24 protein-coding genes are annotated in these 26041 nt (G+C 35.5%); 19 read left to right on the top strand and 5 right to left on the bottom strand.

Going from position 1 to position 26041, the window contains the following annotated elements; genetic code table 11:
* The first annotated feature begins 69 nt into the window (after positions 1-69).
* Positions 70-1269, top strand: a complete 1200-nt coding sequence (locus C240_RS15065; protein WP_442896603.1) for a competence protein CoiA — start codon at positions 70-72, stop codon at positions 1267-1269.
* Between the two features lie 35 nt (positions 1270-1304).
* The gene (gene pepF / locus C240_RS15060) at positions 1305-3125 is read left to right on the top strand and encodes an oligoendopeptidase F (RefSeq protein ID WP_271497466.1); all 1821 of its coding nucleotides are present in this window, start codon (positions 1305-1307) and stop codon (positions 3123-3125) included.
* 57 nt (positions 3126-3182) lie between these two features.
* On the opposite strand, the gene C240_RS15055 is transcribed toward pepF, so the two are convergent.
* Together C240_RS15055 and C240_RS15050 are read right to left on the bottom strand one after the other, a co-directional pair.
* Positions 3183-3833 carry a ClpXP adapter SpxH family protein gene (locus C240_RS15055; protein ID WP_271497463.1) on the bottom strand — a complete coding sequence of 217 codons (651 nt, stop codon included), beginning with the start codon at positions 3831-3833 and terminating at the stop codon, positions 3183-3185.
* A 110-nt stretch (positions 3834-3943) separates the two neighbouring features.
* Entirely contained in the window at positions 3944-4537 is a 594-nt protein-coding gene (locus C240_RS15050) for a CYTH domain-containing protein (RefSeq protein WP_271497462.1), read from the bottom strand.
* A 194-nt stretch (positions 4538-4731) separates the two neighbouring features.
* Here C240_RS15050 and C240_RS15045 point away from each other — a divergent pair, with 194 nt between their 5' ends.
* The 11 genes from C240_RS15045 (at position 4732) to dagF (ending at position 16329) form a co-directional block, all read left to right on the top strand.
* Positions 4732-5412: a GTP pyrophosphokinase gene (locus C240_RS15045; protein ID WP_271497460.1), complete on the top strand. Its 681-nt coding sequence runs from the start codon at positions 4732-4734 to the stop codon at positions 5410-5412.
* A complete protein-coding gene (locus C240_RS15040; protein ID WP_333908831.1) occupies positions 5402-6220 on the top strand; it encodes an NAD kinase in 819 nt (272 codons plus the stop codon). The genes C240_RS15045 and C240_RS15040 overlap by 11 nt, the downstream gene beginning before the upstream one ends.
* 7 nt (positions 6221-6227) lie before the next feature.
* Positions 6228-7121: an RluA family pseudouridine synthase gene (locus tag C240_RS15035; protein ID WP_271497455.1), complete on the top strand. Its 894-nt coding sequence runs from the start codon at positions 6228-6230 to the stop codon at positions 7119-7121.
* A 19-nt stretch (positions 7122-7140) separates the two neighbouring features.
* Positions 7141-8502, top strand: coding sequence for a magnesium transporter (gene mgtE, locus C240_RS15030; RefSeq protein WP_271497453.1), 1362 nt, complete (start codon positions 7141-7143; stop codon positions 8500-8502).
* A 333-nt stretch (positions 8503-8835) separates the two neighbouring features.
* Positions 8836-11655, top strand: a complete 2820-nt coding sequence (locus C240_RS15025) for a sigma 54-interacting transcriptional regulator (protein WP_271497452.1) — start codon at positions 8836-8838, stop codon at positions 11653-11655.
* A 184-nt stretch (positions 11656-11839) separates the two neighbouring features.
* Positions 11840-12244: a PTS sugar transporter subunit IIA gene (locus C240_RS15020; protein WP_271497450.1), complete on the top strand. Its 405-nt coding sequence runs from the start codon at positions 11840-11842 to the stop codon at positions 12242-12244.
* Positions 12245-12271: 27 nt separating this feature from the next.
* Positions 12272-12769, top strand: a complete 498-nt coding sequence (locus tag C240_RS15015; protein WP_271497448.1) for a PTS sugar transporter subunit IIB — start codon at positions 12272-12274, stop codon at positions 12767-12769.
* A 24-nt stretch (positions 12770-12793) separates the two neighbouring features.
* Positions 12794-13543: a PTS mannose/fructose/sorbose/N-acetylgalactosamine transporter subunit IIC gene (locus C240_RS15010; RefSeq protein WP_271497664.1), complete on the top strand. Its 750-nt coding sequence runs from the start codon at positions 12794-12796 to the stop codon at positions 13541-13543.
* The gene (locus C240_RS15005; RefSeq protein ID WP_271497446.1) at positions 13543-14379 is read left to right on the top strand and encodes a PTS system mannose/fructose/sorbose family transporter subunit IID; all 837 of its coding nucleotides are present in this window, start codon (positions 13543-13545) and stop codon (positions 14377-14379) included. The genes C240_RS15010 and C240_RS15005 overlap by 1 nt, the downstream gene beginning before the upstream one ends.
* 91 nt (positions 14380-14470) lie before the next feature.
* Positions 14471-15562, top strand: a complete 1092-nt coding sequence (locus tag C240_RS15000; RefSeq protein WP_271497444.1) for a DgaE family pyridoxal phosphate-dependent ammonia lyase — start codon at positions 14471-14473, stop codon at positions 15560-15562.
* Positions 15563-15588: 26 nt separating this feature from the next.
* Entirely contained in the window at positions 15589-16329 is a 741-nt protein-coding gene (gene dagF / locus C240_RS14995; protein WP_271497442.1) for a 2-dehydro-3-deoxy-phosphogluconate aldolase, read from the top strand.
* Positions 16330-16616: 287 nt separating this feature from the next.
* On the opposite strand, the gene C240_RS14990 is transcribed toward dagF, so the two are convergent.
* Positions 16617-17249 carry a copper homeostasis protein CutC gene (locus C240_RS14990; protein ID WP_271497440.1) on the bottom strand — a complete coding sequence of 211 codons (633 nt, stop codon included), beginning with the start codon at positions 17247-17249 and terminating at the stop codon, positions 16617-16619.
* Positions 17250-17387: 138 nt separating this feature from the next.
* Between C240_RS14990 and C240_RS14985 the strand changes: the two genes are divergently transcribed.
* Both C240_RS14985 and trmL read left to right on the top strand, forming a co-directional pair.
* Positions 17388-18245, top strand: a complete 858-nt coding sequence (locus tag C240_RS14985; RefSeq protein ID WP_271497438.1) for a methyltransferase domain-containing protein — start codon at positions 17388-17390, stop codon at positions 18243-18245.
* Between the two features lie 230 nt (positions 18246-18475).
* Entirely contained in the window at positions 18476-18982 is a 507-nt protein-coding gene (trmL, locus tag C240_RS14980; protein WP_271497436.1) for a tRNA (uridine(34)/cytosine(34)/5-carboxymethylaminomethyluridine(34)-2'-O)-methyltransferase TrmL, read from the top strand.
* Between the two features lie 59 nt (positions 18983-19041).
* On the opposite strand, the gene gloA2 is transcribed toward trmL, so the two are convergent.
* Complete coding sequence (gene gloA2 / locus C240_RS14975) at positions 19042-19422, bottom strand: SMU1112c/YaeR family gloxylase I-like metalloprotein (protein WP_271497434.1); 381 nt, start codon at positions 19420-19422, stop codon at positions 19042-19044.
* Between the two features lie 162 nt (positions 19423-19584).
* Here gloA2 and C240_RS14970 point away from each other — a divergent pair, with 162 nt between their 5' ends.
* The 3 genes from C240_RS14970 to C240_RS14960 all read left to right on the top strand — a co-directional run bounded on the left by C240_RS14970 (position 19585) and on the right by C240_RS14960 (position 24248).
* The gene (locus C240_RS14970) at positions 19585-20211 is read left to right on the top strand and encodes a histidine phosphatase family protein (protein ID WP_271497432.1); all 627 of its coding nucleotides are present in this window, start codon (positions 19585-19587) and stop codon (positions 20209-20211) included.
* Positions 20212-20244: 33 nt separating this feature from the next.
* Positions 20245-22824 (top strand): SF1B family DNA helicase RecD2, encoded by a 2580-nt coding sequence (recD2, locus tag C240_RS14965; RefSeq protein ID WP_271497430.1) that lies wholly within the window; start codon positions 20245-20247, stop codon positions 22822-22824.
* A gap of 308 nt (positions 22825-23132) precedes the next feature.
* A complete protein-coding gene (locus tag C240_RS14960; protein ID WP_271497428.1) occupies positions 23133-24248 on the top strand; it encodes a PLP-dependent transferase in 1116 nt (371 codons plus the stop codon).
* Positions 24249-24324: 76 nt separating this feature from the next.
* On the opposite strand, the gene C240_RS14955 is transcribed toward C240_RS14960, so the two are convergent.
* Positions 24325-25284, bottom strand: coding sequence for a diacylglycerol/lipid kinase family protein (locus C240_RS14955; protein WP_271497427.1), 960 nt, complete (start codon positions 25282-25284; stop codon positions 24325-24327).
* A 209-nt stretch (positions 25285-25493) separates the two neighbouring features.
* Between C240_RS14955 and C240_RS14950 the strand changes: the two genes are divergently transcribed.
* Positions 25494-26000, top strand: coding sequence for a QueT transporter family protein (locus C240_RS14950; RefSeq protein ID WP_271497425.1), 507 nt, complete (start codon positions 25494-25496; stop codon positions 25998-26000).
* Positions 26001-26041: the final 41 nt, after the last annotated feature.

Here is a 26041-nt window from a genome sequence, read left to right as displayed (position 1 = left end):
CGGAGCGATTGTTGCTTTGTTTCAGTTTTTTTGTGAATTCAACATTTTTTTGCGTATATTATTTTAGAGGTGAATCAGATGTTGAGTGCATATACAAAACAAAGCAAGCTAGTGACCTTGTTAAATCAAACAAGAGAGCAGATAGAAAGATTGAAGAACGAAAGCTATTTTTGCCCCGCCTGCAAGCAACCGTTACTTATAAAAAATGGAAAAGTCAAAATTCCTCATTTTGCTCATTATAATAGTAATAATTGCTGTGTCTATAGTGAAGGAGAGACCTACGAACATTTAGTCTTAAAGCAAGCTTTTGCAAATTGGTGCAAAAAAGACGCTATTCCTTATGAACTTGAAAAATATTTATCAGAAGTAAACCAACGCCCAGATTTATTAGTTGGTAAAATAGCACTGGAAATTCAGTGTAGTCCGCTAAGTGTTCAACGACTAGTCGAGCGAACGAAAAATTATCAAAAATATGGCTATCTTCCAATTTGGGTTTGCGGGAAAAAACTGTTTTCAAATCAGCAGATTCTTGGAGAACTAGGAAAAAATCTATGTTCATATACAGAAACAATCGGGTTTCACATTTGGCAAGCTGACTTTGAGACAAAAGAATTAGCCCTATATTTTCATCTGGAAGAAGATTGGAAAAAAAGAATCTACTATTCTAGAAAATCATGGACATTTCATGAGGAGATTTTGACGGATATTTTTAATTTTCCATATAAATCTAATTTTTTTGTACAAAGAAAATTTGAAATTGGAAAACTGATACAGGACTATTATTTTGACTTAAATAGAAAGTTAGCGAGAAGAGATGAACAAATTCGTAATGTGCAGTCTGTATTATATAACAACCACTGTCACTTGCTTGAATTACCTATCTGGTTTTATTATCCTGGTATTCGTATATTTTGTTGTCGAGGATCAGATTTATTATTAAAATTAAGAATTTGGAACTGGGTACAGTTTTTTGACCAGAATGTTTTTGAATTGGCAGAATTTGAATTACTGATACAGAAGCAGATAGCAGGTATGAAAGATTTGTTTTATGAGTTTCCTAGCGTATCAATGAAAGAAATTAAGAAGTATTGCTCAAATCAACTGATAATGTCACTAATTGATTGTAAACATCTAATTGTTGTCCAGAATGGTTGGAAAATTGTAGTAGGGAATAAAAGACTCAAACAAACAGATTTAAATCAATGGGTGAAAAGTATCGAAAAGAAGTGTCTAATCAGTGCTATTCCGCTAAGAAGTGTGATAAGATAACTTCATGAAAGAATAATTTTAAAGGAGCAGATCAAATGAGTGAGACAAGACAATTACCAGAACGTTCAAGTTTACCGATTGAAAAAACGTGGGACTTAACTAAAATTTTTAAAGACGACCAAGCTTTCGATGACGCTTTCAAAGATTTATCGGATAAGGTAAAAAAAGTTGAGCAATACAAAGGAACTTTACAAGATGGCAGTGAAGCATTTTTGGCTGGGATTGAAGTATTACTAGATATTTATCGTAAGATTGAAGTGATATATGTATATGCTCACTTAAAGAATGATCAAGATACGACAAATACAACTTACCAAGCATTATATGCAAGAGCAAGTTCTTTATTGGCTCAAGCTAGTGAAGCAGTTGCTTGGTTTGAACCTGAAGTTTTATCTTTAGATGATGATACCATTTGGAATTATTTCAAGGAAAATGAAAATTTGGAAATTTACCGTCACTTTATAGAAAATATTTTGAGCGAACGTCCTCATATTTTGTCAGCGGATCAGGAAGCTCTACTTGCAGGGGCTGGAGAAATTTTTGAAGCATCTAGTAATACATTTTCTATCTTGAATAATGCTGATTTAAAATTTCCAGTTATTGAAAACGAAAATGGCGAGAAAATTCAGCTTACTCATGGAGTTTATGGTCAATTAATGGAAAATACGCATCGAGATGTCCGCGAGGCAGCTTTTAAAGGTTTATATTCTGTTTACGATCAGTTTAAAAATACATTTGCTCAAACGTTGAGTTCTCATGTGAAAGCACATAATTATAAGGCGAAAGTACGTAATTATTCTTCTGCTAGAGAAGCTGCGTTAAGTAATAATCATATTCCGGAAAGTGTCTATGATACTTTGTTGGATGTGGTTAATCAAAATCTATCGTTACTACACCGTTATGTATCACTGCGTAAACGTTTATTAAAATTAGACGAACTTCATATGTATGATATGTATACACCAATATTGGGTGAAGCTTCTATCAGATATTCTTACGAGGAAGCCAAGGAAAAAGCTGTTGCAGCGTTGAAACCAATGGGGAGTGAGTATTTAGATATTGTTAAGACTGCTTTTGGAGATCGTTGGATTGACGTGGTAGAAAATCAAGGGAAGCGCAGTGGAGCTTATTCTTCAGGGGCTTACGACACTGCACCTTACATTTTAATGAATTGGCATGATAGCTTAGATCAACTGTATACATTAGTTCATGAAATGGGGCACAGTGTTCATAGTTATTTTACTCGTAATAATCAACCGTATGTTTATGGTGACTATTCCATTTTCTTAGCAGAAATTGCTTCAACAACAAATGAAAATATTTTGACTGAGTATTTATTGGAAACAGAAAATGATCCACGAGTGCGTGCATATGTTTTAAATCATTATTTAGATGGATTTAAGGGAACTATTTTCCGTCAAACACAATTTGCCGAGTTTGAACATTTTATCCATACGGAAGATGCTAAAGGTATTCCTTTGACGAGTGAATATTTAAGCGAGTATTATGGCGAACTAAATGAAAAATACTATGGTTCAGAAGTTACGAAAGATACTGAAATTGCTTTGGAATGGTCTCGTATTCCTCATTTTTATTACAATTACTATGTGTATCAATATGCTACTGGTTTTTCAGCGGCATCGGCTTTAGCAAATAAAATTTTAGCGAATGAGCCAAATGCACTGGAAAATTATTTAACGTATTTGAAATCTGGAAGTAGTGATTTCCCGATAGAAGTAATGAAAAAAGCTGGCGTAGATATGACTAAACCTCAATATATTGCAGATGCAATGAAAGTATTTGAAGCAAGATTAATTGAATTAGAAGAATTAGTAGCAGCATTAGAACAGGAATAGACTTTATTAAGTACTTAAAAAACCATCTTCTTTTAAACGGAAGATGGTTTTTTTGATTTAAAGTAAATGTAAATGTCCGTGTGGGACACGAGGTTCGTTGTAATGGTTTAGCTCAAAGGTTTCATGGATAAATTGAAGGTTTTCTTCAGAAGTATCACAAAGTTTTTTGATTTCATCCATTGATTCACAGTTTTCAACAAGAACGCCAAAATCTCGATCACACGTATAATTATAAACAACCGCTGAAGGGTGTTTAACAATACCCATTTCACGAGCAATTTGTTGGTCTGTTTGAAAAGATTCTTTGACAAATTCAGATTGGCGGTCTGCTTTAAACATATCTAAATCACCACCAGCTTCGCTGACTAATTGTTCAGCTAATTCTGAAGAATAAGGAATATTGTCTTCTGCTACAGCTTTTTGTAAACCAAGCAGCAAATGACGCCCTTTTTTCTTGCCTTGTAATTGAGCTGCCTTATAATCCAAAGCAGCAGAGTAAATATCTTCAAACAGTTTATTGCGCTGTTCAATATCGTGAGGCGGAATCTCAAATAATTTTATAAGATCATTAATCGTCCTCATATTTACTAATGGAATGAAACGAAACTGAATTTTTTTATTCTCAGTTTCAACTAATTTTAAAATATCCTTTTCTACATTGAGACAAATGCCCCCTAAAGGATTAACGAACAGATAGATTTCAATCATTCATACTTCCTCCAATTTGACCCTTTTTGCGACTAGACATCATTTCTTCTCAACTAAGTGTTCCTAATTTATCAGAAAAACAAGTAAAAATGAAATGATAAGGTCTATCATTATAACTTCTTAATATTTCTATTTGAGCTTAGCATCATTCGTTGAATTTTATTTGGTGACGGTGATTCTTTGATAGTCAAACTATCCAATACATAAAGGAAACTTTCTCTGCCTTTTTCTGCGTCATCAACTTCTAATTCTAATTCAAAATCATGTTGCTCATTGTACCAACTTTCATCTAGCGCGAGTAAACCTTGGGGAAGTTTTTTTTCTGCTCGTTTAGTTGTTAAGCTGCCAATTAAACGTAAATCATCTTTATTAATTCCTAATTCAGTTAACTTGTTATACACATTCCCGCGATCTGGAAGTGTAGCCGATTCAATAATTTTCTGCGCTTCATCTAGAGAAAGAGCATCGTTTATTTCCAACAAGCCAACTTTTTGAGGGATTTTTAAAGTAATTTCTGCATTATTTGCTAATGTGCGAACTCTTAGACCGATTTTTTGTTTTTTTAATTGAAAATCGGTTGAATCAAAATAATAATTAGTTTGTGTAAAAAAATTTTCTTCATTTAAATGAAAGTATTCAATGGTCCGTGAAAATTCTTCTTTGGATAGTAATGTTTTAAATTCTATTTCAAGATTCTCACTCACAGATTTTGACCTACCTTCTTTAATTTAATTCAATTTTTACATACTTTACCCGTTTACGTCAAGAAAAGTGAACTAGAAGTTAAAAAATTTACTATTGTCGAAAAATTTTATACAATTTCTCAAATTATCCTATTTTTCCTGTCACTGTGGTAAAATAAGCTGTGAATCAAATTCAAGGAAATAGAGGGATTAGGATGGAAAAAGAGTGGGAGCTTTTTCTAGCACCGTATGAACAGGCTGTTGGAGAAATGAAAGTTAAGCTGCGCGGAATCCGCAAACAGTTTCGAGAACAAAATAAACATACACCTATTGAGTTTGTAACAGGTCGAGTGAAACCAGTAGATAGCATTTTAACGAAAGCTGCTTTACGAAATATTCCAGTAGATCGTATTGAAGAGGAAATGCAGGATATTGCTGGTCTGAGGATTATGTGTCAGTTTGTGGAAGATATTCGCCAAGTTGTGGATATTATTCGCAATCGTAAGGATTTACACATTATTCAAGAGCGGGATTATATTACCAATAAAAAAGAGAGTGGCTATCGATCATATCATTTAGTGATTGAATATCCAGTTCAACTAATAACAGGTGAGAAAAAGATTTTAGCCGAAATTCAAATTCGAACATTGGCAATGAATTTTTGGGCCACTATTGAACATTCGTTAAACTATAAATATCAAGGTATCTTTCCTGAAGAGATGAAGGAGCGACTGCAGCGTGCTGCTGAAGCTGCTTATCAATTAGATGAAGAAATGTCAACGATTCGGGAGGAAATTCAAGAAGCCCAACATCTTTTCTCTCATGGACGAGGAAAATCAAAAGATAATTATTATAAACGTATCGCTAAAAGTAAAGAAGAATCAACTGAAGAATAGGGGGAGTGAAATGAAAGTAGCAATTGTTCATAATCATGAGCGTAAATCAAATGAAGTTACGCGTCATTTACTCCTGCTTTTGAAAAAAAATAATATTGAAATAAACGATCATCAGCCGGATCTTGTAATTTCAGTTGGTGGTGATGGAACCTTATTATCAGCCTTCCATCGTTTTAGTCATCGGCTTGATGAGGTTAGTTTCTTAGGCGTTCATACAGGACATTTGGGTTTTTATACGGATTGGCGCGATTATGAGCTTGAAGAGTTAGTTCAAAGTTTGTTAGTTCATCAGGAAAAAAGCATTAGCTACCCATTATTAGATGTGAAAATTAGTTTTCGCAGTAGCAAGCCGGACAAACATTTCTTAGCGTTGAATGAATCGACGATTAAGCGAGCAAACCGAACGATGGTGGCTGATGTGTTTATTAAAGATGAATTATTCGAACGTTTTCGTGGTGATGGATTATCTGTATCTACTCCGACCGGTTCAACAGCGTATAATAAAAGTGTGGGCGGTGCGGTTTTACATCCAAGTATCAATGCATTTCAGTTAGCAGAAATTGCTTCTTTAAATAATCGTGTATTTCGAACGTTAGGATCACCAATCGTAATAGCACATACTGAATGGGTAGAGATTAAATTGCAGGACAGTAAAGATTATTTGGTTACAGTCGATCAATTAGATATTTACCAAGATGATATTAAATCAATTTATTATAAAATAGCAGAAGAGCGTATTCATTTTGCCTCTTATCGACATATGCATTTTTGGCATCGCGTAAAAGATGCCTTTATTAGTGAGGATTAATAAGATAATGGAATTTGTTTGGACAGTAGATAAAAAAGAATCGCAGCAAGTAAAATATTTTTTGAAAGAACAAGGAGTTTCAAAAGGTCTTTTAGCAAAAATAAAGTTTCAAGGTGGCAAAATTGAAGTAAATCAAATCGTTGAAAATGCCTTGTTTAAGCTGTCTTACGGGGATCAGGTGAAAATCACTATCCCAGATGAACAAGAGCATGAAACTTTATTGTGTGATGAAAAGCCGATTACGATTGTTTTTGAGGATGAGCATTTTTTAATTGTTGAAAAACCAGCTGGTGTTGCATCGATTCCGGCGCAATATCATCCCAATGGAACAATGGCAAACCGCGTTAAAGCCTATTATAAAGCACAGAAGTATAAAAATCAGGTAATTCATGTGGTTACACGCTTAGATCGTGATACGACAGGCTTGATGCTATTTGCTAAACATGGATTTGCTCATGCATTATTGGACCAAGAATTAAGAAAAAAAGCGGTCGTTAAAATTTATCAGGCGTTAGTTGGCGGTACAGTTTCAGTATTAAAGGATCATGGAACCATTCAGCTGCCAATCGGAAGGGATTTAACATCTTTACTAAAAAGAAAAGTGGTTGAAACGGGTCAATCTGCTGAAACTGAGTATTGGCTTGAAAACCGCGGGGCAGATAAAGCGCTTGTAAGTATTCAGCTGCATACAGGGCGAACACATCAAATAAGAGTTCATTTTGAAGCAATTGGCTGCCCTTTGTTGGGAGATGATATGTACGGTGGGAAAATGGATCAGCAGATCAATCGCCAAGCACTCCATTGTTGTCAACTCAGTTTTACTCACCCTTTTACCAAAAAGAAATTAACTGTAACTTCTCCATTAGCAGAAGACATGAAAAAAATAGTAGATCAATTCTAGATTGAAAGGAGAGGTACGAATGAATGAAGGGCAAGAAATGGAAGAACATTTCGATTTGCTGTTGGAAAAGTTACAAGAGCAGCAAATGACTGAATTTCGGGAGTTGTTTTTAACTCTTCATATATATGAGCAAGGTCAGTTTTATCAATCAATTGATGAAGAAAATCGGCAACTAATCTATAGTTATCTGTCACCGAAAGAATTAGCCGATATGTTTGATGTGATTGAAGAAGATAATGAAAATATGAAAGATTACATCGCTGAAATGCGTCCAAGTTATGCGGCGGAAATGTTATCTGAAATGTATACAGATAATGCAGTTGACTTATTGAATATGCTGGATAAAAAACAAAAAGCTAAATATCTAAGTTTGATGAGTTCAGAAGACGCTGGCGAAATCAAAGAGTTATTGCATTATGAAGATGATACTGCGGGATCGATCATGACGACGGAATTTGTATCGATTGTAGCAAATCAAACAGTTCGTTCTGCGATGTATGTGTTAAAAAATCAAGCAGACGTAGCTGAAACGATTTACTATGTATATGTAGTAGATCAAGAAAATCATTTAGTAGGAGTTATTTCCTTACGTGATTTGATTGTAAATGACGATGATACGATGATTTCAGATGTTTTAAGTGAACGTGTTATTTCAGTTCATGTTGGCGATGACCAAGAAGATGTTGCTCAAACAATTCGAGATTATGATTTCTTGGCATTACCAGTTACAGATTATGATGATCATTTGTTAGGGATTGTTACCGTTGATGATATTATCGATGTTATTGATGATGAAGCTGCCAGTGACTATTCTGGTTTGGCGGGGGTTAACGTTGAAGAAGTCAGCGAAAATCCAATCAAAGCGGCCTCAAAACGTTTGCCTTGGCTAATCACTTTGTTATTTTTAGGAATGTCTACAGCGACATTAATCAGCCATTATGAAGAATTAGTAAGTGAAGCAAGTATTTTAGCTGTATTTATTTCTTTAATTACTGGGACTGCCGGGAATGCGGGAACTCAATCATTAGCCGTTGCAGTTAGGCGCTTAGCCGTGTCAGATGAGAAAGATAATAATTTTAGTCGTTTAATTTTCAGTGAAGTTTTAACTGGTTTAGTTACAGGTGCTGTTACAGGAGTAGCAATTTTTATTGTAGTTGGGATTTGGCAGCACAATTTTCCATTAGGATTTGTGATTGGGATGGCGATGCTTTGCGCGATTACAGTTGCTAATTTAGCAGGAAGTTTAATTCCGATGTTAATGGATAAGTTGGGATTTGATCCAGCGGTTGCTAGCGGTCCATTTATTACAACATTAAGTGATTTGACCAGTGTGTTGATTTATTTCAATATTGCTAGTTTGTTTATGCAGTATTTTGTGTGAAATGGATGTTTAAAAATATTTTTTTTGGAGCTTCAAACTGTAGAGAAAGTCTTGATAAAGGCTTTACCTGCAGTTTTTTTGTATACTATAAATGGGAAAAATTCGCATTTGGGAGAAAAGTCTGATTTCTAATGATACTAAAATAATCTTTAGACTCTAGAAAAACTTAAAAGACTTTTATTGTTAAGAAGGTTGCTTTTTTTTGTATAATCTAAAAAATAATCTGGAAAAAGTGCAATAATTTATTTACCTCTGGCTAAATTCTCCTCTATCAACTTTCAAAACAATCCAGTATAATGTTGTGTTAGTAATAGGTGAACGAGGTGAGTAGGTGTGCAACGTATAGAAAAAGTAAGCAAGATCCTGAGTGAGCAAACGAGTGAGCAATGTTCTCTGAACAAATTAAGTGGAGTTACAGCACTGCAGATCAGTAAAATAGTATCTTTAGCTAGAAATACTGTTAGCGAAGATTTGAATAAGTTGCTCAGCAACCAAGAGGCAGTCAAGGTTAAAAGCCGTCCCGTGTTGTTCTTTGATAAAAAAGAATTAGAAAATCAATTCAACTGTGTCTTTAAAAAGTACCTGATATTTTCGTCGATCGATGAATTAACCGATTTTTTAGGTGAACAAAAGACAGCGCTTTCTTTTTTGGGTGGAAATAAACCAGAAGCGTTCTCGGAAATCATTGGGTATAAAGGTAGCTTAAAAGATAAAATAGACAAGCTTAAAGCAGCGGTACTTTATCCGCCTAATGGATTGAATATGTTGATCGGAGGCGAATCAGGTGTTGGAAAAACCTTATTAGCTGAATCACTACATCATTATTTTGAGTCGTATACAGGTTCAGAAGTTCCGTTTATTTATTTTAACTGCTCAGAATATTTCAATAATCCAGAGTTATTGACGACCCATCTTTTCGGTTATAAAAAAGGAAGTTTCACTGGAGCAGATACGGATAAAGCAGGGTTAGTAGAATACGCAGATCAGGGATTTTTGTTTTTAGATGAAGTTCATCGTCTGCCAAATGAAGGACAGGAAAAATTATTTACTTTATTGGATAAAGGCTACTTTTCTCGAATGGGCGAAGCCGATGTTAAACGATCAGTCAATATCCGTTTTATTTTTGCGACGACTGAAGATTTTTCTCAAACTTTTTTGAAAACCTTTTTACGACGAATTCCGGTTACGTTGCTTTTACCTTCTGTAAAAGAGCGTCCAATCCAGGAAAAAATTGAGTTAGTTATTAAATTTTTCCAAAATGAAAGTCGTAAGATTAAAAAAGATATTACCGTTTCTTATGCCGTTATTGAGCAATTAGTCTTCAAAAATTATAGTGGCAATGTAGGTGAAATGAAATCTGAAATCCAGTTTATTTGTGCGCAAGGATACTTAAAACAAATTGAAAAGCAATCTCATACATTAGTTATCGACCAAACGTTAGTACAAAATGAAGAGCCTTTTGAAAAAGATGCGAAAGACCAAATCGCTTTGAATGAATTACTAAATGGAGAAAATTTGAGGATAAAAGCAGATAATCAAGCTGCTGTCAGTCATTACTTTGCTGAAAAAGATAAAGTAAATGATGCCTTTTATGATTTTTTATTGAAGGAATTTTCTAATTTGAAAAATAGCAATATTCCGCAAAAGGAAGTAGCTTCAATTTTACAAAAAAAGATCGATCAGCTATTTGATATGCGCTTGTTTGAGCCGACGACAAAATCACAATCTTTTCGGAAACTAGATGAAAGTTTTGAAGAAAAAATCACTGAATTGAGTGAATATATTTCTGCTTTAACAGGTTCTACAATCCCTAAAAATTTAGTAGATGTATTAGCAAATCATATTTATTCTACATTTTTATTTATGGAAATCCCCAATGATGATTTCTACTTATATTCTAGTCAGTTAATGCTGGGGCGTTTGGACAACTATGATGTTGCAAAGGACATTGTAGAGAAGATAAATGAACTCTTCTTGGTTGAACTTCCAAAAACAGAAATTACTTATTTGGGCTTATTTTTAAGGAAGTTAAAACAAGCAGATAGTCAATATCAGCGTAATGATGAATGTGGTGTGATTGTGGTAGCGCATGGTGCAACGACTGCAACAAGTATGGCTGAGTATTCGAATATTCTTTTTTCCAGCAATCTTTTAAAAGTGGTTAATATGCCGATCCATCAAACCGTAGAAGAGACGCTAGAAAAAGTTAAAAGTATCATTAAAATTAATGAATATAAGCGTTTGATTTTATTGGTGGATATTGGTTCCCTTGTCTATTTTGGCAATTTGATCAGTGAAGAATTTGGAATTGACGTGTTGCTCATCAAAAATATTAATCTTTTGCCCTTACTGGAGGTTTCTCGAGAAGTCATTTATGAATCCACAGACTTTGCTTATCTTTTACCAGTACTAAATGAAAAAGGTCATCTTTCATCAGTCTGTAAAAAAGGGCATTTCTTCGACTCAAAAGTGCTTATCGTTTCCTGTATGACAGGTTTAGGAACTGCGTTAAAAATTGAAAAATTGATTGTTGACGTATTTCAAGAAGAAGTGCTGCAAAATATTCGAATCTTAACATTGGATAATAGCGAAATCCAAGATATTGAACGTATCCATCAACATATACGGACTGATGAAAAGTTAGTTGGTATTGTGGGAACCTTCCAGACAGAAGTTCCTGATATTCCATTTATTCCTCTAGAAGAATTGTTTTCTGAAAAAGGGGTAGAACGACTTTTGCGCTTATTTGGATATGACTTAGCTGATGAAAAAAATCGTGTGTTGAAAGACCAGATCGCCAAACGTTATATTCACGGCTTATCTTTAAAAGCGATCATCAATCATATTACCGTGCTTAACCCGCAGCGTCTGTCAATCGAAGTCAGCCAAATATATGATGATTTATGCCGGCAGTTAAATTTAGTGAGTGATGAAAAAATCATGCTGCGTTTTTTGATCCACACCTGTTGTACAGTGGAACGCCTGGTCGTTAATAATGACTACGGTGTAGCTGATTATAATGTGTCGTATAAAGATATCCCAAATGAAGCATCTGTCATAAAAATGGCTTTTCGCCCTTTAGAAGTGTCGTATAATGTCCAATTTTCACCGTTGGAAATTAAATATATCTATGAGCTACTCTATGAAATTTAAGAAGATCCAGCAGTCCGTAACAGTGATTAATAGTAGCTGTTATGGGCTTTTTTTGTACTTGATTAATGGTTAATGTTAAACGGTACATTCATTTATTTATCCATTTCAATTTACGACAGATTTTTTGGCACAACTCTTGCTCTATAGTTAAACGAATGAGGAATTAAATTAAGGAGATGAAAAAATGAGTAAAGAACCGATTGTTTTATTGACCCACGGAGGTTGGGGTCAACGACTGTTGAATAGTATTAACATGATCGTTGGAGAGACAGAAAATGTTTATGAAGTGATTTTAGAACCAGCAGATAATCTACAGGAATACATCAAGCGTGTGGAACTGCAATTACAAAGTCTGACATGGAGTGAAAAATTATTAATATTGACGGATATAAAAGGAGGAACGACGAGCAATGTTGCCTTAAGACTCTCAAGGGACTATGATATTTTGGCTATTTCAGGATTAAATACAGCGATGCTTTTGGATGCTGTGATGAAACAGTACTTTCCGTTTACGGAACAAGCGGGTAAAGAAATTTTACAAGCATCTCTGGATAATTGTCAGATATTAGAAATACCATCAGTAAATTAAATGTAAAGAAGACAGGAGTAGGTAAAAATGGCAAAAATCGTATTAACAAGGGTAGATAGTCGTTTGATTCATGGGCAAGTGGTAACGAAATGGCTGCAGCAATCAGGAGCAGATGAAATTCTAGTCGTCAGTGATGAATTGGAAAAAGATGAATTTCTTCAAAGTATCTATGTGATGGCGGCGCCTCCAGGAGTAGAAGTGAAGATCTATGGTGTGGAGTCCGCAATAGCTTATTGGAAGGAAGCTGCGCCAAATAGTTCAGCTAAAATTTTGTTCTTAGTACCGGATTTATCAACATTAGAAGCTATGGTAAATGCCTGTGTTGTTGAAAATGACATCCAAATTGGTGGTTTAGGCGGCGGAGCAGAGCGGAAAAATGTTTTAAAGAATATCAATCTATCTGAAAATGATGTTGAGATTTTAAATCGGTTTTCGGAAAAGAATTTAAATGTTTTCTTCCAAGCGATTCCAGAAGATAATCCAATGCCAATTGCAAAATTGGTTGAAAAATATCATACATTATAAATTAAGAAAAGAGGAATGGGAAAAATGGGCGTTTTAGGTGTTTCAATTACGATGGGGTTGTATTATTGGTTTGCTCGTTTACGATTTGGGTACACATTTTCAGGAATGTTGTCACAACCTTTATGTGCGGCAATGGTTGCTGGGCTTGCGACTGGAAAAATTGCTGAAGCGATGACAATCGGTGCTGGGATTCAATTAGTTTATCTGGGTGTTACTTCTACGCCGGGAGGGAATGTTCCTAGTGATCCAGCTCTAGCTTCGGCGATTGCAATTCCGATTGCTTTAGGTGTAGGCATGAATGCAGAAGCCGCGATTGCTTTAGCGGTACCATTTGGTGTTTTAGGCGTGTTCATGGATCAGATTAGAAGAACGGTGAATGCTACATTTGTTCACATGGCAGATAAGTATGCTGAAAACTTAAATTACAAAGGAATTTACCGCGCTGCCTTCTTATATCCAAGTCTTGTTGGTTTTCTATTGCGTTTTCCTTTAGTATTTGCCGGTAATTTCTTTGGTCAATCAGTAGTGACAAACTTATTAGCAATTATTCCCGAAAAATTGATGCACGGTTTTGAAGTGATGGGTGGGTTATTACCGGCATTAGGGTTTGCTTTAACAATCATGGTAATAGGGAAGAAAACATTGATCCCTTATTTCCTAATTGGCTTTGTTGTCGTTATGTATTTCGGAGCAGAAGTGATGGCTGTGGCAGTTATCGGCACATGTGTTGCTTTCTTGGTGAGAAATAACGCACTGAAAGAGGGGGAAGCCTAATGGAAAATACGACAGATATGAATCAAAAGAAATTATCAAAAAAAGAAATTCGTAAATCGTTTTGGATTTATCAATTAGGTTGTGAATTATCTAATTCTTATGAACGGCTGCAAAGTTTAATCTTTTGTGCTTCAATGATCCCCGCAATCAAAAAACTCTACGCGGGTAATGAAGAAGAGCAACGTGAAGCTTTAAAAAGACATTTAGCTTTCTTTAATACTGAAGGAACTATTGGTTCTTCCATCCAAGGTATTTCACTAGCTATGGAAGAAGAGCGCGCGAATGGAGCTGAGATTGGTGATTCAGCAATTACGTCGATTAAAACAGGCTTGATGGGTCCACTTGCAGGAATTGGGGATTCTATTGTTTGGGCGGCTATCATGCCGTTAATCATCTCGATTTTTATTCCTATGGCTAAAAATGGCAGCATTTTTGGTGGAATTGGTCCACTTGTTATTTATACATTACTAACAATGTATATTAGTTGGGGATTGATTAATAAATCATACACCTTAGGACGTAACTCCATTATGGCCCTATTAAAAGACGGAAAAATTAAACAAGTTATCTATGGAGCCAATGTTCTGGGAATGATGATGATGGGTGCGTTATCTGCAAGTTATGTGAATATTTCCAGTCCAATGAAATTTCATGTTACAGGCGGAGCAACGATTGTTGTTCAAGATATTCTCGATCAAATTATGAAGGGAATTCTACCTTTAACTGCGGTATTCTTAATTTATTTCTATATGGTGAAAAAAGGTCCTCGTTACGGTATTATTATTGGCACAATCGTTCTTGTCAGTATTGTTGGCTCATTTTTAGGATTATTATAAGAGTTGAGAATAAAATCATATGAATACTTCGTATGATTTTATTTAGCTTGATACAATTTTGAATACAATGCTTTGGAGAGGTGATTAATAAATGGATAGTTACAAGAAGTTCAATCTAAAAGACGTCATCAATGCTTCAGGAAAAATGACGATTCTTGGTGTCTCAAAAGTTAGTGAAAGCGTGTTAGCCGCACAACGATTTGGCGGAGAACATTTCTTTGAAATGAGCCAGCTAAGTATTCAAACAGGTTCGTACCTAGCAAAAATTTTACATGTAGAAGATGCTCAAGTTGTTTCTTCTGCTTCAGCTGGTATTGCACAAAGCATAGCAGCCTTGATTGGGCAAGGATCAGCCTATCACGCTTATCATCCTTATACCGATAAGGTAACCAGGAGGGAAATTATCTTGCCTAAAGGTCATAACGTAGATTATGGCACTCCTGTTGAAGTGATGGTGGAACAAGGCGGCGGTCAGATTATCGAAGCTGGCTATGCCAACATGTGCACACCAGAAAATGTTGAAACGATGATTACTAAGCAAACTGCGGCAATTTTGTACATTAAGAGTCATCATACCGTTCAAAAAAGTATGCTGAATGTAGCAGAAGCCGTAGCTGTGGCGCAAAAACATAAATTACCGCTGATTATAGATGCAGCAGCGGAAGCAGATTTGTTCAAGTATACAAAAGCAGGTGCGGATCTGGTGATTTACAGTGGGGCTAAAGCCATTGAAGGTCCAAGTGCTGGATTAGTCATTGGTAAAAAAGAATATATTGACTGGCTAAGACTTCAAGGTAAGGGTATCGGTCGCTCAATGAAGATCGGTAAAGATAATATCTTAGGTTTCACTCAAGCGGTAGATGACTATGTAAAAAATGGCAGCGAATCGGGTAATTCAATGAAAGCACGTCTAACACCATTTATCGAAAGACTGAATCAGTTGTCAAACCTTGAGGCAAAAATCGTCCAAGATGGTGCTGGTCGTGATATCTACAGAGCTAGTATCAAAGTGACAGGTGAAAAAACAGCTAAAGAAGTCATCCAAGAATTAAAAGCTGAAAGTCCGGCAATTTATACGCGTGAATACCAAGCGAACAACGGAATTATTGAGTTTGATATCCGCTCGGTCAGCGAAACAGAAATGAATAAAATCGTGACTCGTTTAACTGAGATCATAAATTAACTTTCAAACGAAGAGGAGAGAAACATATGTCATTAACACCAAATTATTTAGAAGATCGCATCTGCTTAAATGTTTTAGCTAACTCAATTGAAAATGCCAAAGAATGCTATGAAGCCGCAGAAGGTCACGTGATTTTAGGTGTGTTATCCAAAAACTATCCAACAGATGAAGCGGCGATTGAAGACATGAAAAAGTATGCCGTAAAAACAAACAATGCTCTATCAGTCGGATTAGGTGCAGGGGATCCTAACCAAAGTCAAATGGTTAGCCGGATTTCTGCTGAATTACAACCACAACACGTAAACCAAGTCTTTACAGGAGTCGGAACTGCTCGTGCTTTGCTGGGACAAAATGAAACAATCGTTAATGGTCTGGTTTCTCCAACTGGAAAAGTTGGTATCGTGAATATTGCTACAGGTTCATTAAGCTCACAAGCACCCGAAGGAGAAATACCAATCGAAACAGCGATCAAATTGCTTCAAGATATGGGCGGCAGCTCGATCAAGTATTTCCCGATGAAGGGTTTAGCACACATTGAAGAATATAAAGTAGTGGCTGAGGCTTGTGCAAAATATGATTTTTATCTGGAGCCGACTGGTGGTATTGATTTAGAAAACTTTGAAGAAATCGTTCAAATCGCTGTTGATGCAGGTGTGAAAAAGATCATTCCTCACGTATACAGCTCAATTATCGACAAAAAAACAGGGGACACCAAACCAGAAGATGTGAAAATTTTGTTGGATATGATGAAAAATACGTTGAAATAGCAAAAGAGTAAAACAAAATAGATGCACAATAAAAGTGGATTAGTGCTTTGGTTGTAAATTAAGCTAAATCAGTTAATAATAAAAAATAGAAAACGAAAAATATTTTTTCCGATTTTTTGTCTTCTATTTTTTCTGTTTCTATGAACTTATGATTCAAGCTCACTTGTAGTTAAGGCAATGGAAGAAAGGCAGTTTAGTGATGCTTATATTTTTGCTTAAAACACAAAAGAGACATCAACTTCACTAATTAAGGAGTTGTTTTGCCTCTTTTTTCTTTAGCCTATCAATTAACCAACAATTTTAGTTCCATGAACTTCATTGACTTTTAGTTCGTTAATAACTGTTTCAGCATTTTTATCAGAAATACCGCCGCCAGGTAAAATAATAATACGACCATTTGCATACTCAATCAAAGCTTTTAAATGCTCAAAATTTTCTTCTATTGAAGTTCCAGCAGGTCCGCCATGCGTTAGAATCCGGTGCACTTCATGATCTACTAACCAATCAATCGCAGCAAATTGTTGTTCTTTACTCAGGACATCAAACGCCATATGAAAAGTGATTTGTAAACCCTCAGCGGTTTCGATTAGCATTTCTAGAGCATCTTCGTCCAGCCATCCATCATTTGTTAAACAGCCAATAACAACACCATCTGTACCGATTTTTTTTGCTTCAATCAAATCAGTATGCATGATTTTCAGCTCAATATCATTATAGACAAAATCACCGCCGCGAGGTCGAATAATAGTCATTACCGGAATTGATTTTTCACCAGCATAAGCAATTACTTCTTCGATTACACCTGTACTTGGTGTGGTTCCTCCAACAGCCAGGTTGTCACACAATTCAATTCGTCCAGCGCCATTACGGATAGCAGTTGGAATGTTGGTAAAGTTTTCAGCACAAAATTCTTTAATCATTTTTTCCACTCCTCGTTTTTTCTTCACAGGCATTGTACCATAATTCTTCGGGTTGCCAAAGTTTTGTTATCGTTGTAAGATGAAGTGCGATAGTTTATCAGCTATATTCTGAAATTTTAGTGGATAGGACGTATTTTTATGTTAAAAAAAATTGATTCTGCTCGTAATTATTTAGAGAAACATTATAGACAATTTCGTTGCCCGACGTGCCATAAGGAATTTGTTTTAAATGGTTATAGTTTAATTTGTGAAGAAAACCATCAGTTTGATTTATCAAAAAAAGGAACACTTTATTTTCTTTCTCATAGTATTCAGACTGAATACAATAAAAAGATGTTATTACATCGAGGAAAAATGATTCAAAGCGGTATGTACCAGCCGTTGTTAGATAAAATTATTGAAGCCATGAATTTAACTGGAAACACGCTGGATGTGGGGTGTGGCGAAGGAAGTTTTTTATCTGAGCTGACAAGGTTAGGTTTAGCAGGTGGGAAAACAGGTTTTGATATTTCCAAAGATGGTATCTATTTAGCAAGTAGTCAACCAATCGATGCTTTTTGGTGTGTGGCAGATTTGACTAATTTACCTTTTAACGATCATTCGATGGATACCATTTTAAATATTTTTTCACCTTCACATTATCAAGAGTTTCGGCGAGTTTTAAAGCAAGATGGAACGGTGATCAAAGTTATTCCGGAAGAAGGCTATCTAAAAGAGTTGAGAGCGGCTTTTTACTCGGATGACCGAGAAAAACAAAGCTACTCAAATGAAAAAGTATTAGCGAAATTCAGTAAAGAAATGTCAGTGATCTCTGATGAACGTGTAACATACAAGTTTGAAATTCCTGAAGTTAATCAATTAGATTTATTGGAAATGTCTCCTTTAGAATGGGGTGTATCTGAAACAGTCAAACAAAAGCTGCAAAAAGCTCCGTTAAGAGAGATTACAATTGACGTCCGAATGTTAATAGGAAACGTTAGTTGGCGCTTACATTGAGTAAATTTGATAAAAGGTATTGCAAAGCTACGATATTGGTGTTATATTACATACAAGTTGTTTTTTCGTTGGTTTTTATCAGGTTCCTGTTCTGATAAAAGTTAGTGAAAAGAGCTTCACTAACGTAGCGACTCGCAGTGCTTGACACCGAGGCGATACGTTTTTTTTTATGCTAAATTTCCTGATTTAAAATAAATATTATGTCACCAAATTGAAAGGAAGCTGTAACTATGACAAATCACATTGTTTTATTTGAACCGCAGATCCCTGCAAATACTGGGAATATCGCTAGAACATGCGCAGCAACGAATTCCCCCTTACATCTCATCGAGCCGTTAGGTTTTTCTACCGATGATAAACAACTGAAAAGGGCTGGATTGGATTATTGGCATGATGTGAATATTACTTACCACAAAGACTTAGCAGCGTTTTTAGAGTATGTTGGAGAAAATCCGCTACATCTAATTACTAAATTTGCTAATCAAACATATAGTGAAGTTGATTATGCTGATAATCAAGAGCATTATTTTATGTTTGGAAAAGAAACTACTGGCTTACCGGAGGAATTCATGCGGGAGAATGAAGATAAATGTTTACGAATTCCGATGAATGATGAACATGTCCGTTCGTTGAATTTATCAAATACGGTAGCTTTAGTTGTTTATGAAGCGTTGAAACAACAGAATTTTCCCAACTTGGAACTAACGCATCATTATGAAAATGATAAACTAGATTAGACAACTAAAAAATAAGAGCTGTTTTTGCCTTAATGACAAAAACAGCTCTTATTTTTTAGTTATTCGTGCAATTCTAGCGGTAATCCATCAGGATCGAAAAAGAAGGTCATTTTTTCACCTGTAAAGGTATCGATGCGAACAGGTTCACATTCAATAGATTTAGAAGCCAAATAAGCAATAACTTCCTCAATATTGGCTACTCTAAATGCTAAGTGTCTTAAACCTAAAGCTTCTGGATAAGAAGGACGTTTAGGAAAAACTGGAGAAACAAATAATTCTAATTCATATGCTCCGAGTTTTAAATCTAATTTCACATCATTTTTATCTTCTCTGTGATTTTCTCGAATAATCTCAAAACCAAGCTTTTCCACATAAAAATCTTTGGCTTTTGCATAGTCTGAACAATTGATGGCGATATGGTGTATTTGGTTAAAAAACAAAGGAAATTCCTCCTAAAGTGAGATAACTCTATTTTATTATAACCATCTGTTTTTTCAAATATATTTGTTTGACTATTTATCAGAGGGAAATAGCATTTTTATAGTGAAAATGATACACTAGTTAAGATAGAAAATTATAAAAAAAGAGGTAGGAATCAACACATGAAGCTATACTTTACTCGTCATGGAAAAACAGAATGGAATCAAGAACTGCGTTTTCAAGGAAAAAGTGGCGATTCACCGTTACTTCCAACGAGCTATGATGAAATCAAATTACTGGGACAAACAATTAAAGAGGTTCCATTTAAAAAAATATTTTCAAGTACCTCACTACGTGCAAAAAAAACAGCGCTAGGAATTAATCAGGAATTAAACGAGCCTGTTGAAATTGTATATATGGATGAACTAAAAGAACTAGGGTTAGGGAAGCTTGAAGGACAATCAATTGCTGAAATGAGAAAAATCTATAGTCAAGAATTAGATCATATGCGTTTTCAGCTTGATAAATACAATCCTGATGTTTTTCAGGGAGAACCAATTGAACAAGCAATTTCACGTATTTCAACAGTAGTAGAAAATGCTGTTCAAGAAGGTGAAGGACCCTATTTATTTGTAGGACACGGTGCATCTATGACGGCCGCAATTCAGGCTCTTTCAGGAAAAGCATTAAGTGACTTGCGCAGTATGGGTGGTTTGAAGAATAATAGTTTATCAATCTTAGAAACAACGGAAGCACAAGATGAAGCATACACATTAAAATTATGGAATGATGATTCTTTTTTGCAATAAAAAGATCTTGATAGGGAAAACGGGGTGAAATTAATGGATACATTATTTGGAGAAGAAAAAGAATATGTAGTTGGTCAAGTTCAAGCTATCTTTTTCCAGAACCCCACTAATTTTTATAAAGTACTACTGGTGAAAATTACGGATACAAATACGGATTATTTAGAAAAAGAAATTGTGACGACAGGTAGTTTTGGTCAGATTCAAGAAGAAGAAAGCTATCGTTTTTTTGGTCATTTTGTCGATCATCCTCGTTATGGACGTCAGTTTCAAGTTGATAATTACCAACAAGAGCGACCAACTTCAGCCAATGGAGTTGTAAATTATCTGTCCAGTGAAAAATTTCCGGGTATTGGGAAGCGGACCGCTGAAAAGATTGTAGAAATTCTAGGTGAAGATGCAATTGATCGAATTATTTCGGAACCGGATTGCTTGCAAGAAGTACCTCAGCTAAATGAAAAAAAGCGTCAAACAATTATTGAAACAATCCGTTTAAACCATGGTATGGAACAAGTTATTGTTGGGCTAAATCGCTATGGCTTCGGAAGTCAGCTTTCATTTACGATTTATCAAACCTATAAAGAAGAAACCTTAGATATTATTCATGAAAATCCCTATCAGTTGGTTGAAGACATTGAAGGGATTGGCTTTAAACGTGCGGATAATATTGCTGAACAATTAGGGATTGGTGCGGATTCAGATAAGAGAGTACGAGCGGCAATTACTCATGAGATTTTCCAACATTCAATCCGATCAGGAAATACATATGTAGAAGCTGAACTTCTATTGAAAGAAACCATCCAGACATTGGAGAATAGCCGCCCGGTTGAAATTTCGATGGATCAGGTTGCAGAACAGATTATTCATTTAGTAGAAGAAAATAAAATGCAACAAGAAGGTACTAAGTTATTTGAAAACAGCTTGTATTTTTCCGAGTGGGGAATAGGAAACTCAATTCAACGGCTACTTTCTAGAAAAAAAGAAATTAAATACGATAAAAAAGAAATCGAAAAAAATATTCGAGGGATCGAAAAACGGCTAGGAATTCTTTATGGGGATTCACAGCAAGCTGCCATTGAGGAAGCGATTAAATCACCCTTATTTATTTTAACAGGTGGACCAGGTACAGGGAAAACAACGGTTATCAACGGAATTGTGTCATTATTTGCTGAACTAAATGGCTTGTCATTAGATATCAAAGATTATACGCAGGATATGTTTCCAATTCTGCTTGCTGCTCCAACAGGCAGAGCTGCAAAACGAATGAATGAAACAACTGGATTACCTGCAAGTACGATCCATCGTTTATTAGGATTAACTGGACGTGAGAAAAATCCAAGTATGACTGCTAAAGAACTAGAAGGCGGTTTATTAATTGTTGATGAAATGTCAATGGTCGATACATGGCTGGCAAATACATTGTTTAAAGCAATACCTACAAATATGCAAGTAATTTTTGTTGGAGATAAAGACCAATTACCTTCAGTTGGTCCTGGACAAGTTTTACATGATTTACTCCAGATTAACGAGATTCCTAAAAAAGAGCTGACTGAAATTTATCGTCAAGGCGATGGGTCAAGTATTATTCCGCTAGCTCATGAGATCAAGCAAGGACAATTACCACAAGATTTTACTGTAAATCAAAAAGATCGTTCATTTTTCCCAAGTGATGTTTACAATATTGAAACGTATGTCCGCCAGATTGTAACTAAAGCGAAAGCAAAAGGTTTTTCACCTCAAGATATTCAATTGTTGGCACCGATGTACCGAGGAGCCGCTGGAATTGATGCGTTGAATAAGATGATGCAGGAAATTTTTAATCCAAATGATGGTACTAGAAAAGAAGTTACGTGGAATGAATCGGTTTATCGGATTGGTGATAAGGTTTTACACTTGGTTAATACGCCAGAGTTGAATGTTTTTAATGGCGATATGGGCGAAATTGTCGGAATAATATTAGCGAAAGAATCTGATGATAAAGTTGATGAATTGGTTATTCAGTTTGATAATAATGAAGTAAGCTATAAAAGAAATGAATGGAATAAGATTACACTTTCATATTGCTGTTCAATTCATAAAGCCCAAGGTAGCGAGTTTAAGATGGTTATTTTGCCGATGGTTCATCAATATCACCGGATGCTCCAACGGAATTTGCTTTATACTGCTGTGACTAGAAGCAAAGACATACTTATTTTATTAGGAGAAGTTCAGGCATTTGAAACTTGTGTGACCCACGAATCTGCTAGTCGCTTAACCATGTTAAAAGAACGCATAGTTAGTGCGGATGATATGTCTTTGACGACGAGAATGCAGCTTGAAGCTTATGAAGAAGGCATAAATAAAGAATCACCATTTTCAGAGACAGAAGCGGCTACCCCTATAGTTTATGAGACTGTTACAGAGGAAAAGACTCCTGTCATTAAAGAAGAATCTGTGGAACTGAAGAGTGAGAAACCGCAAGCAGAAGCAATTTCTTTATTTACTCAAACTACGGATGAAATCGTTGAAGAAGTTGAAACAGAAATTAACCGATTATTAACACCAAGTATAGTTCGGGAACAATCGATTGATCCAATGATAGGGATGGGGAAAGTTTCACCGTACGATTTTATGTAATCAAAGCAGAGTGATTAGGAGATAATTATCTGCGTTATATATACTTTGACGAATATTCGAATAAAGAATGCTATAAAGACAGGTGCTTCCATAATTATACTAAAAGCCGTACCATGCATAAAACGCATGGTACGGCTTTTAGTATAATTGACCAAGTTGAAGCAACTTTTGTCACAAATACATTTTTCATATTAAAAGGAATCGTAACTATTTCTTGCTTTAAGAATCAATCGATGTATATAATAAAAAGCAACACAAGATTGTGTTAGAAATGAAGGATTGTTATTTTTAAGAAATGAGGGAAAGGAATGGAAAACGAATCAAAAACGGGAAAGGTTCAGACAGATACATTTTTAGCACAAATCGGAAATCATCAAAACCCAGTGACTGGATCAATCAATACACCGATCTATTTTTCAACAACATATGAGCATCCAACACTAGGTGAGTCGACGGGCTATGATTACACGAGAACTAAAAACCCGACAAGGGAAGTTGTTGAGTCTGCACTAGCAGCATTAGAAAATGGCGCAGTTGGTTTGGCTACCAGTTCAGGAATGAGCGCAGTTCAGTTAGTGTTTAGCCAATTCCCTGTTGGGAGCCAAATTGTCGCTTCTAGAGATTTATATGGTGGTAGTTATCGCTATTTCAAGGAACTAGAGAAACAAGGAATTTATGAGTTTATTTATGTAGATAATGAAGCAGATTTTGAAAAAGAAATTACGATTAATACTGCGGCAGTATTTATTGAGACACCAACAAATCCATTGATGAGTGAAGTTTCAATAGAAAAAATTGCACGTTTGACTCAGAAATATCAAGCTCAGTTAATTGTCGATAATACTTTTTATACGCCGTTAATTCAACGTCCATTAGATTTGGGAGCAGACATTGTATTGCATAGCGCGACAAAATATTTAGGTGGACATAATGATTTATTGGCTGGTGCTGTGATTGCCAAGTCACAAGAAGTTGGCGAACAGTTAGCATATAGTTTGAATACCACAGGTGCTGTTTTATCACCCTTTGACAGCTGGTTATTGATTAGGGGAATGAAAACATTAGCTTTACGGATGCAAAGACATGAAGAAAATGCGCAGGCAGTAGTGGCTTATTTAAAGACAAATTCACAGGTTAAAGAAGTTATGTACCCAGGTCGGGGCGGTATGTTGAGTTTTAAGATTAAGAATCAGGAATCAATCAAAGGATTTTTACGGAATTTATCACTATTTACATTTGCGGAAAGTTTAGGTGGCGTAGAGAGTTTAATTACCTATCCTACAACGCAAACACATGCCGATATTCCAGAAAAATTGCGCGAATCATATGGATTAACTCCGGACTTATTAAGAGTGTCAACAGGAATCGAAGCCAGTGAGGATTTGATAGCTGATTTAAAGCAAGCTTTTGAAAAATTAAATTAGACAAAATTAACGCCTAATCCTAAACTAGATTTTTTAGTGAGGGATTAGGCGTTACTTGTATTAAAAGTTATTAAAATTAAAACCAAAATGTTCGTGTCTGAGTGCCAAATGAAATATCAGTACTTTTTTTTCCTAAAATTTCGCCATCAGCATGGACATACTGAGGAATTGTTGAGACAATTCTGAATTTACTTGATTGGAAATGATGAAAGTACTTTGAATTCATATGTTTTTTTTGCAGCAATAAAATAATTAGCCAAAAAATTTTGAATATATTTACTCGTTCAACTAAAACGAAATCTAATACAGGTTTACGTGGGTCAGCAACTGGAGCAATCGGAACACCACCGCCAAAGTACGGATGGTTCGTTACTGTACATAAAAAAGCTCGATCAAATTCTAAATTTTTACCATTCATTTCAACCATAATCGGAAAGCCTTTTTGTGTGAATAGAACTTTAAGAATAGAAAAAATATAAGATAACGAACCCATATTAAACTTATTTAAAGTATTTTTTGAAGCAGAAGTATTTGCAGCATTAACAATCGCAGCGTCCAAACCAATCCCGATATTGTTAACAGCCAGACCAGCTTCATCGTGAACGGATTCAACGTAAGTAATAACTTGAATTTCTTGCGGAGACTCTGCTTTAAGTAGTTGGACAAAAGCTTTTTCGGCTTGTCTATCAATACCTACTCCCCGAGCAAAATCATTACCTGAACCACAAGGAATATAGCCAATTGGAAGCTTTGAATCAAAACCTTGCAATGCATTAATGACACTATGCAGCGTACCATCTCCACCCAAGACAACTAAAAGGGGAAAAATTTCTTCAGCAAGCTCTTCTCCCCAAGGAATCAAAGTTTCTTGCGCTAACTTCTGGACAATCTCTGTTTCATGTCCGGCATAATCTGTATAAAAAGTCGTATAATCAATGTTGGCAACTTGAAGCTGTTTAATAATTTTCCCAGCAGCTTTTCGCCCCGTACCGCCGCCAGCGTTTCCATTGATGACAAGATAAAAATGCTTTTTCATTTGTTTCCTCCTTGTACGAACTCTTATTATAACAGAGATAAGAAAAATAATGTATATTGCTGATTAAAGTTTAGAATGTATAATTGGTGATTGTTTTAAAGTTAAATATAAGATATAATGCCTACGTATCAATTTTGAGGGAAACAGTTTCCTCGACAAGGTTCATCAACCATCCCTTGTAAAAAAACTCGGAGAAAGAAGGGGAAATTATGCAAAAAACTGTTACAACAAACAGTAAAGTAAAAGCGATTACCATGAATGGAATTGTGATGGCGCTATATTTAGGGCTAACGATTTTAGTTGCACCTGTTTCATCAGGACCCATTCAATTTAGAATTTCGGAAAGTTTGAATCACTTAGTTGTCTTCAATCGAAAATTGATGTGGGGCGTTTTAGGTGGAGTTGTCGTCTATAACTTTTTCTTTGGTTTTGGCGCAATAGACGCTTTATATGGAGGTTTGCAATCTTTTATTGCATTAGGCTTGACCGCATTATTACAAAAGCGTGTACCGAATATTATCGCTCGTTTAGTCCTTAATACATTATTTTTTACAGCAACGATGTGTATTATTGCATTTATGTTGGCACCAGAAGGAGGAGCCGCTTTTTGGGGGAATTATGCGACATTAGCACTTAGTGAATTTGCGACTATGGCTGTGGCTGCCCCAATTATGTACTGGATTAATAAATCGTTACATTTTGAAAAACGACTTTGATTCATTTGTTTAAAATTTTTAGGCTGGAATGCAACTTCTTG

Source organism: Enterococcus sp. 5H (genome assembly GCF_028128615.1).
Classification (GTDB): domain Bacteria; phylum Bacillota; class Bacilli; order Lactobacillales; family Enterococcaceae; genus Enterococcus_L.
This window is presented reverse-complemented; position numbering and strand designations above follow the sequence as displayed.

Excerpts from the sequence above, each read along its gene's own strand:
- pepF (WP_271497466.1), top strand. The coding sequence starts at position 1,305 with ATGAGTGAGACAAGACAATTACCAGAACGTTCAAGTTTACCGATTGAA.
- C240_RS15055 (WP_271497463.1), bottom strand. The coding sequence starts at position 3,833 with ATGATTGAAATCTATCTGTTCGTTAATCCTTTAGGGGGCATTTGTCTC.
- C240_RS15045 (WP_271497460.1), top strand. The coding sequence starts at position 4,732 with ATGGAAAAAGAGTGGGAGCTTTTTCTAGCACCGTATGAACAGGCTGTT.
- C240_RS15035 (WP_271497455.1), top strand. The coding sequence starts at position 6,228 with ATGGAATTTGTTTGGACAGTAGATAAAAAAGAATCGCAGCAAGTAAAA.
- mgtE (WP_271497453.1), top strand. The coding sequence starts at position 7,141 with ATGAATGAAGGGCAAGAAATGGAAGAACATTTCGATTTGCTGTTGGAA.
- C240_RS15020 (WP_271497450.1), top strand. The coding sequence starts at position 11,840 with ATGAGTAAAGAACCGATTGTTTTATTGACCCACGGAGGTTGGGGTCAA.
- C240_RS15015 (WP_271497448.1), top strand. The coding sequence starts at position 12,272 with ATGGCAAAAATCGTATTAACAAGGGTAGATAGTCGTTTGATTCATGGG.
- C240_RS15010 (WP_271497664.1), top strand. The coding sequence starts at position 12,794 with ATGGGCGTTTTAGGTGTTTCAATTACGATGGGGTTGTATTATTGGTTT.
- C240_RS15005 (WP_271497446.1), top strand. The coding sequence starts at position 13,543 with ATGGAAAATACGACAGATATGAATCAAAAGAAATTATCAAAAAAAGAA.
- C240_RS15000 (WP_271497444.1), top strand. The coding sequence starts at position 14,471 with ATGGATAGTTACAAGAAGTTCAATCTAAAAGACGTCATCAATGCTTCA.
- dagF (WP_271497442.1), top strand. The coding sequence starts at position 15,589 with ATGTCATTAACACCAAATTATTTAGAAGATCGCATCTGCTTAAATGTT.
- C240_RS14990 (WP_271497440.1), bottom strand. The coding sequence starts at position 17,249 with ATGATTAAAGAATTTTGTGCTGAAAACTTTACCAACATTCCAACTGCT.
- C240_RS14985 (WP_271497438.1), top strand. The coding sequence starts at position 17,388 with ATGTTAAAAAAAATTGATTCTGCTCGTAATTATTTAGAGAAACATTAT.
- trmL (WP_271497436.1), top strand. The coding sequence starts at position 18,476 with ATGACAAATCACATTGTTTTATTTGAACCGCAGATCCCTGCAAATACT.
- C240_RS14970 (WP_271497432.1), top strand. The coding sequence starts at position 19,585 with ATGAAGCTATACTTTACTCGTCATGGAAAAACAGAATGGAATCAAGAA.
- recD2 (WP_271497430.1), top strand. The coding sequence starts at position 20,245 with ATGGATACATTATTTGGAGAAGAAAAAGAATATGTAGTTGGTCAAGTT.
- C240_RS14960 (WP_271497428.1), top strand. The coding sequence starts at position 23,133 with ATGGAAAACGAATCAAAAACGGGAAAGGTTCAGACAGATACATTTTTA.
- C240_RS14955 (WP_271497427.1), bottom strand. The coding sequence starts at position 25,284 with ATGAAAAAGCATTTTTATCTTGTCATCAATGGAAACGCTGGCGGCGGT.
- C240_RS14950 (WP_271497425.1), top strand. The coding sequence starts at position 25,494 with ATGCAAAAAACTGTTACAACAAACAGTAAAGTAAAAGCGATTACCATG.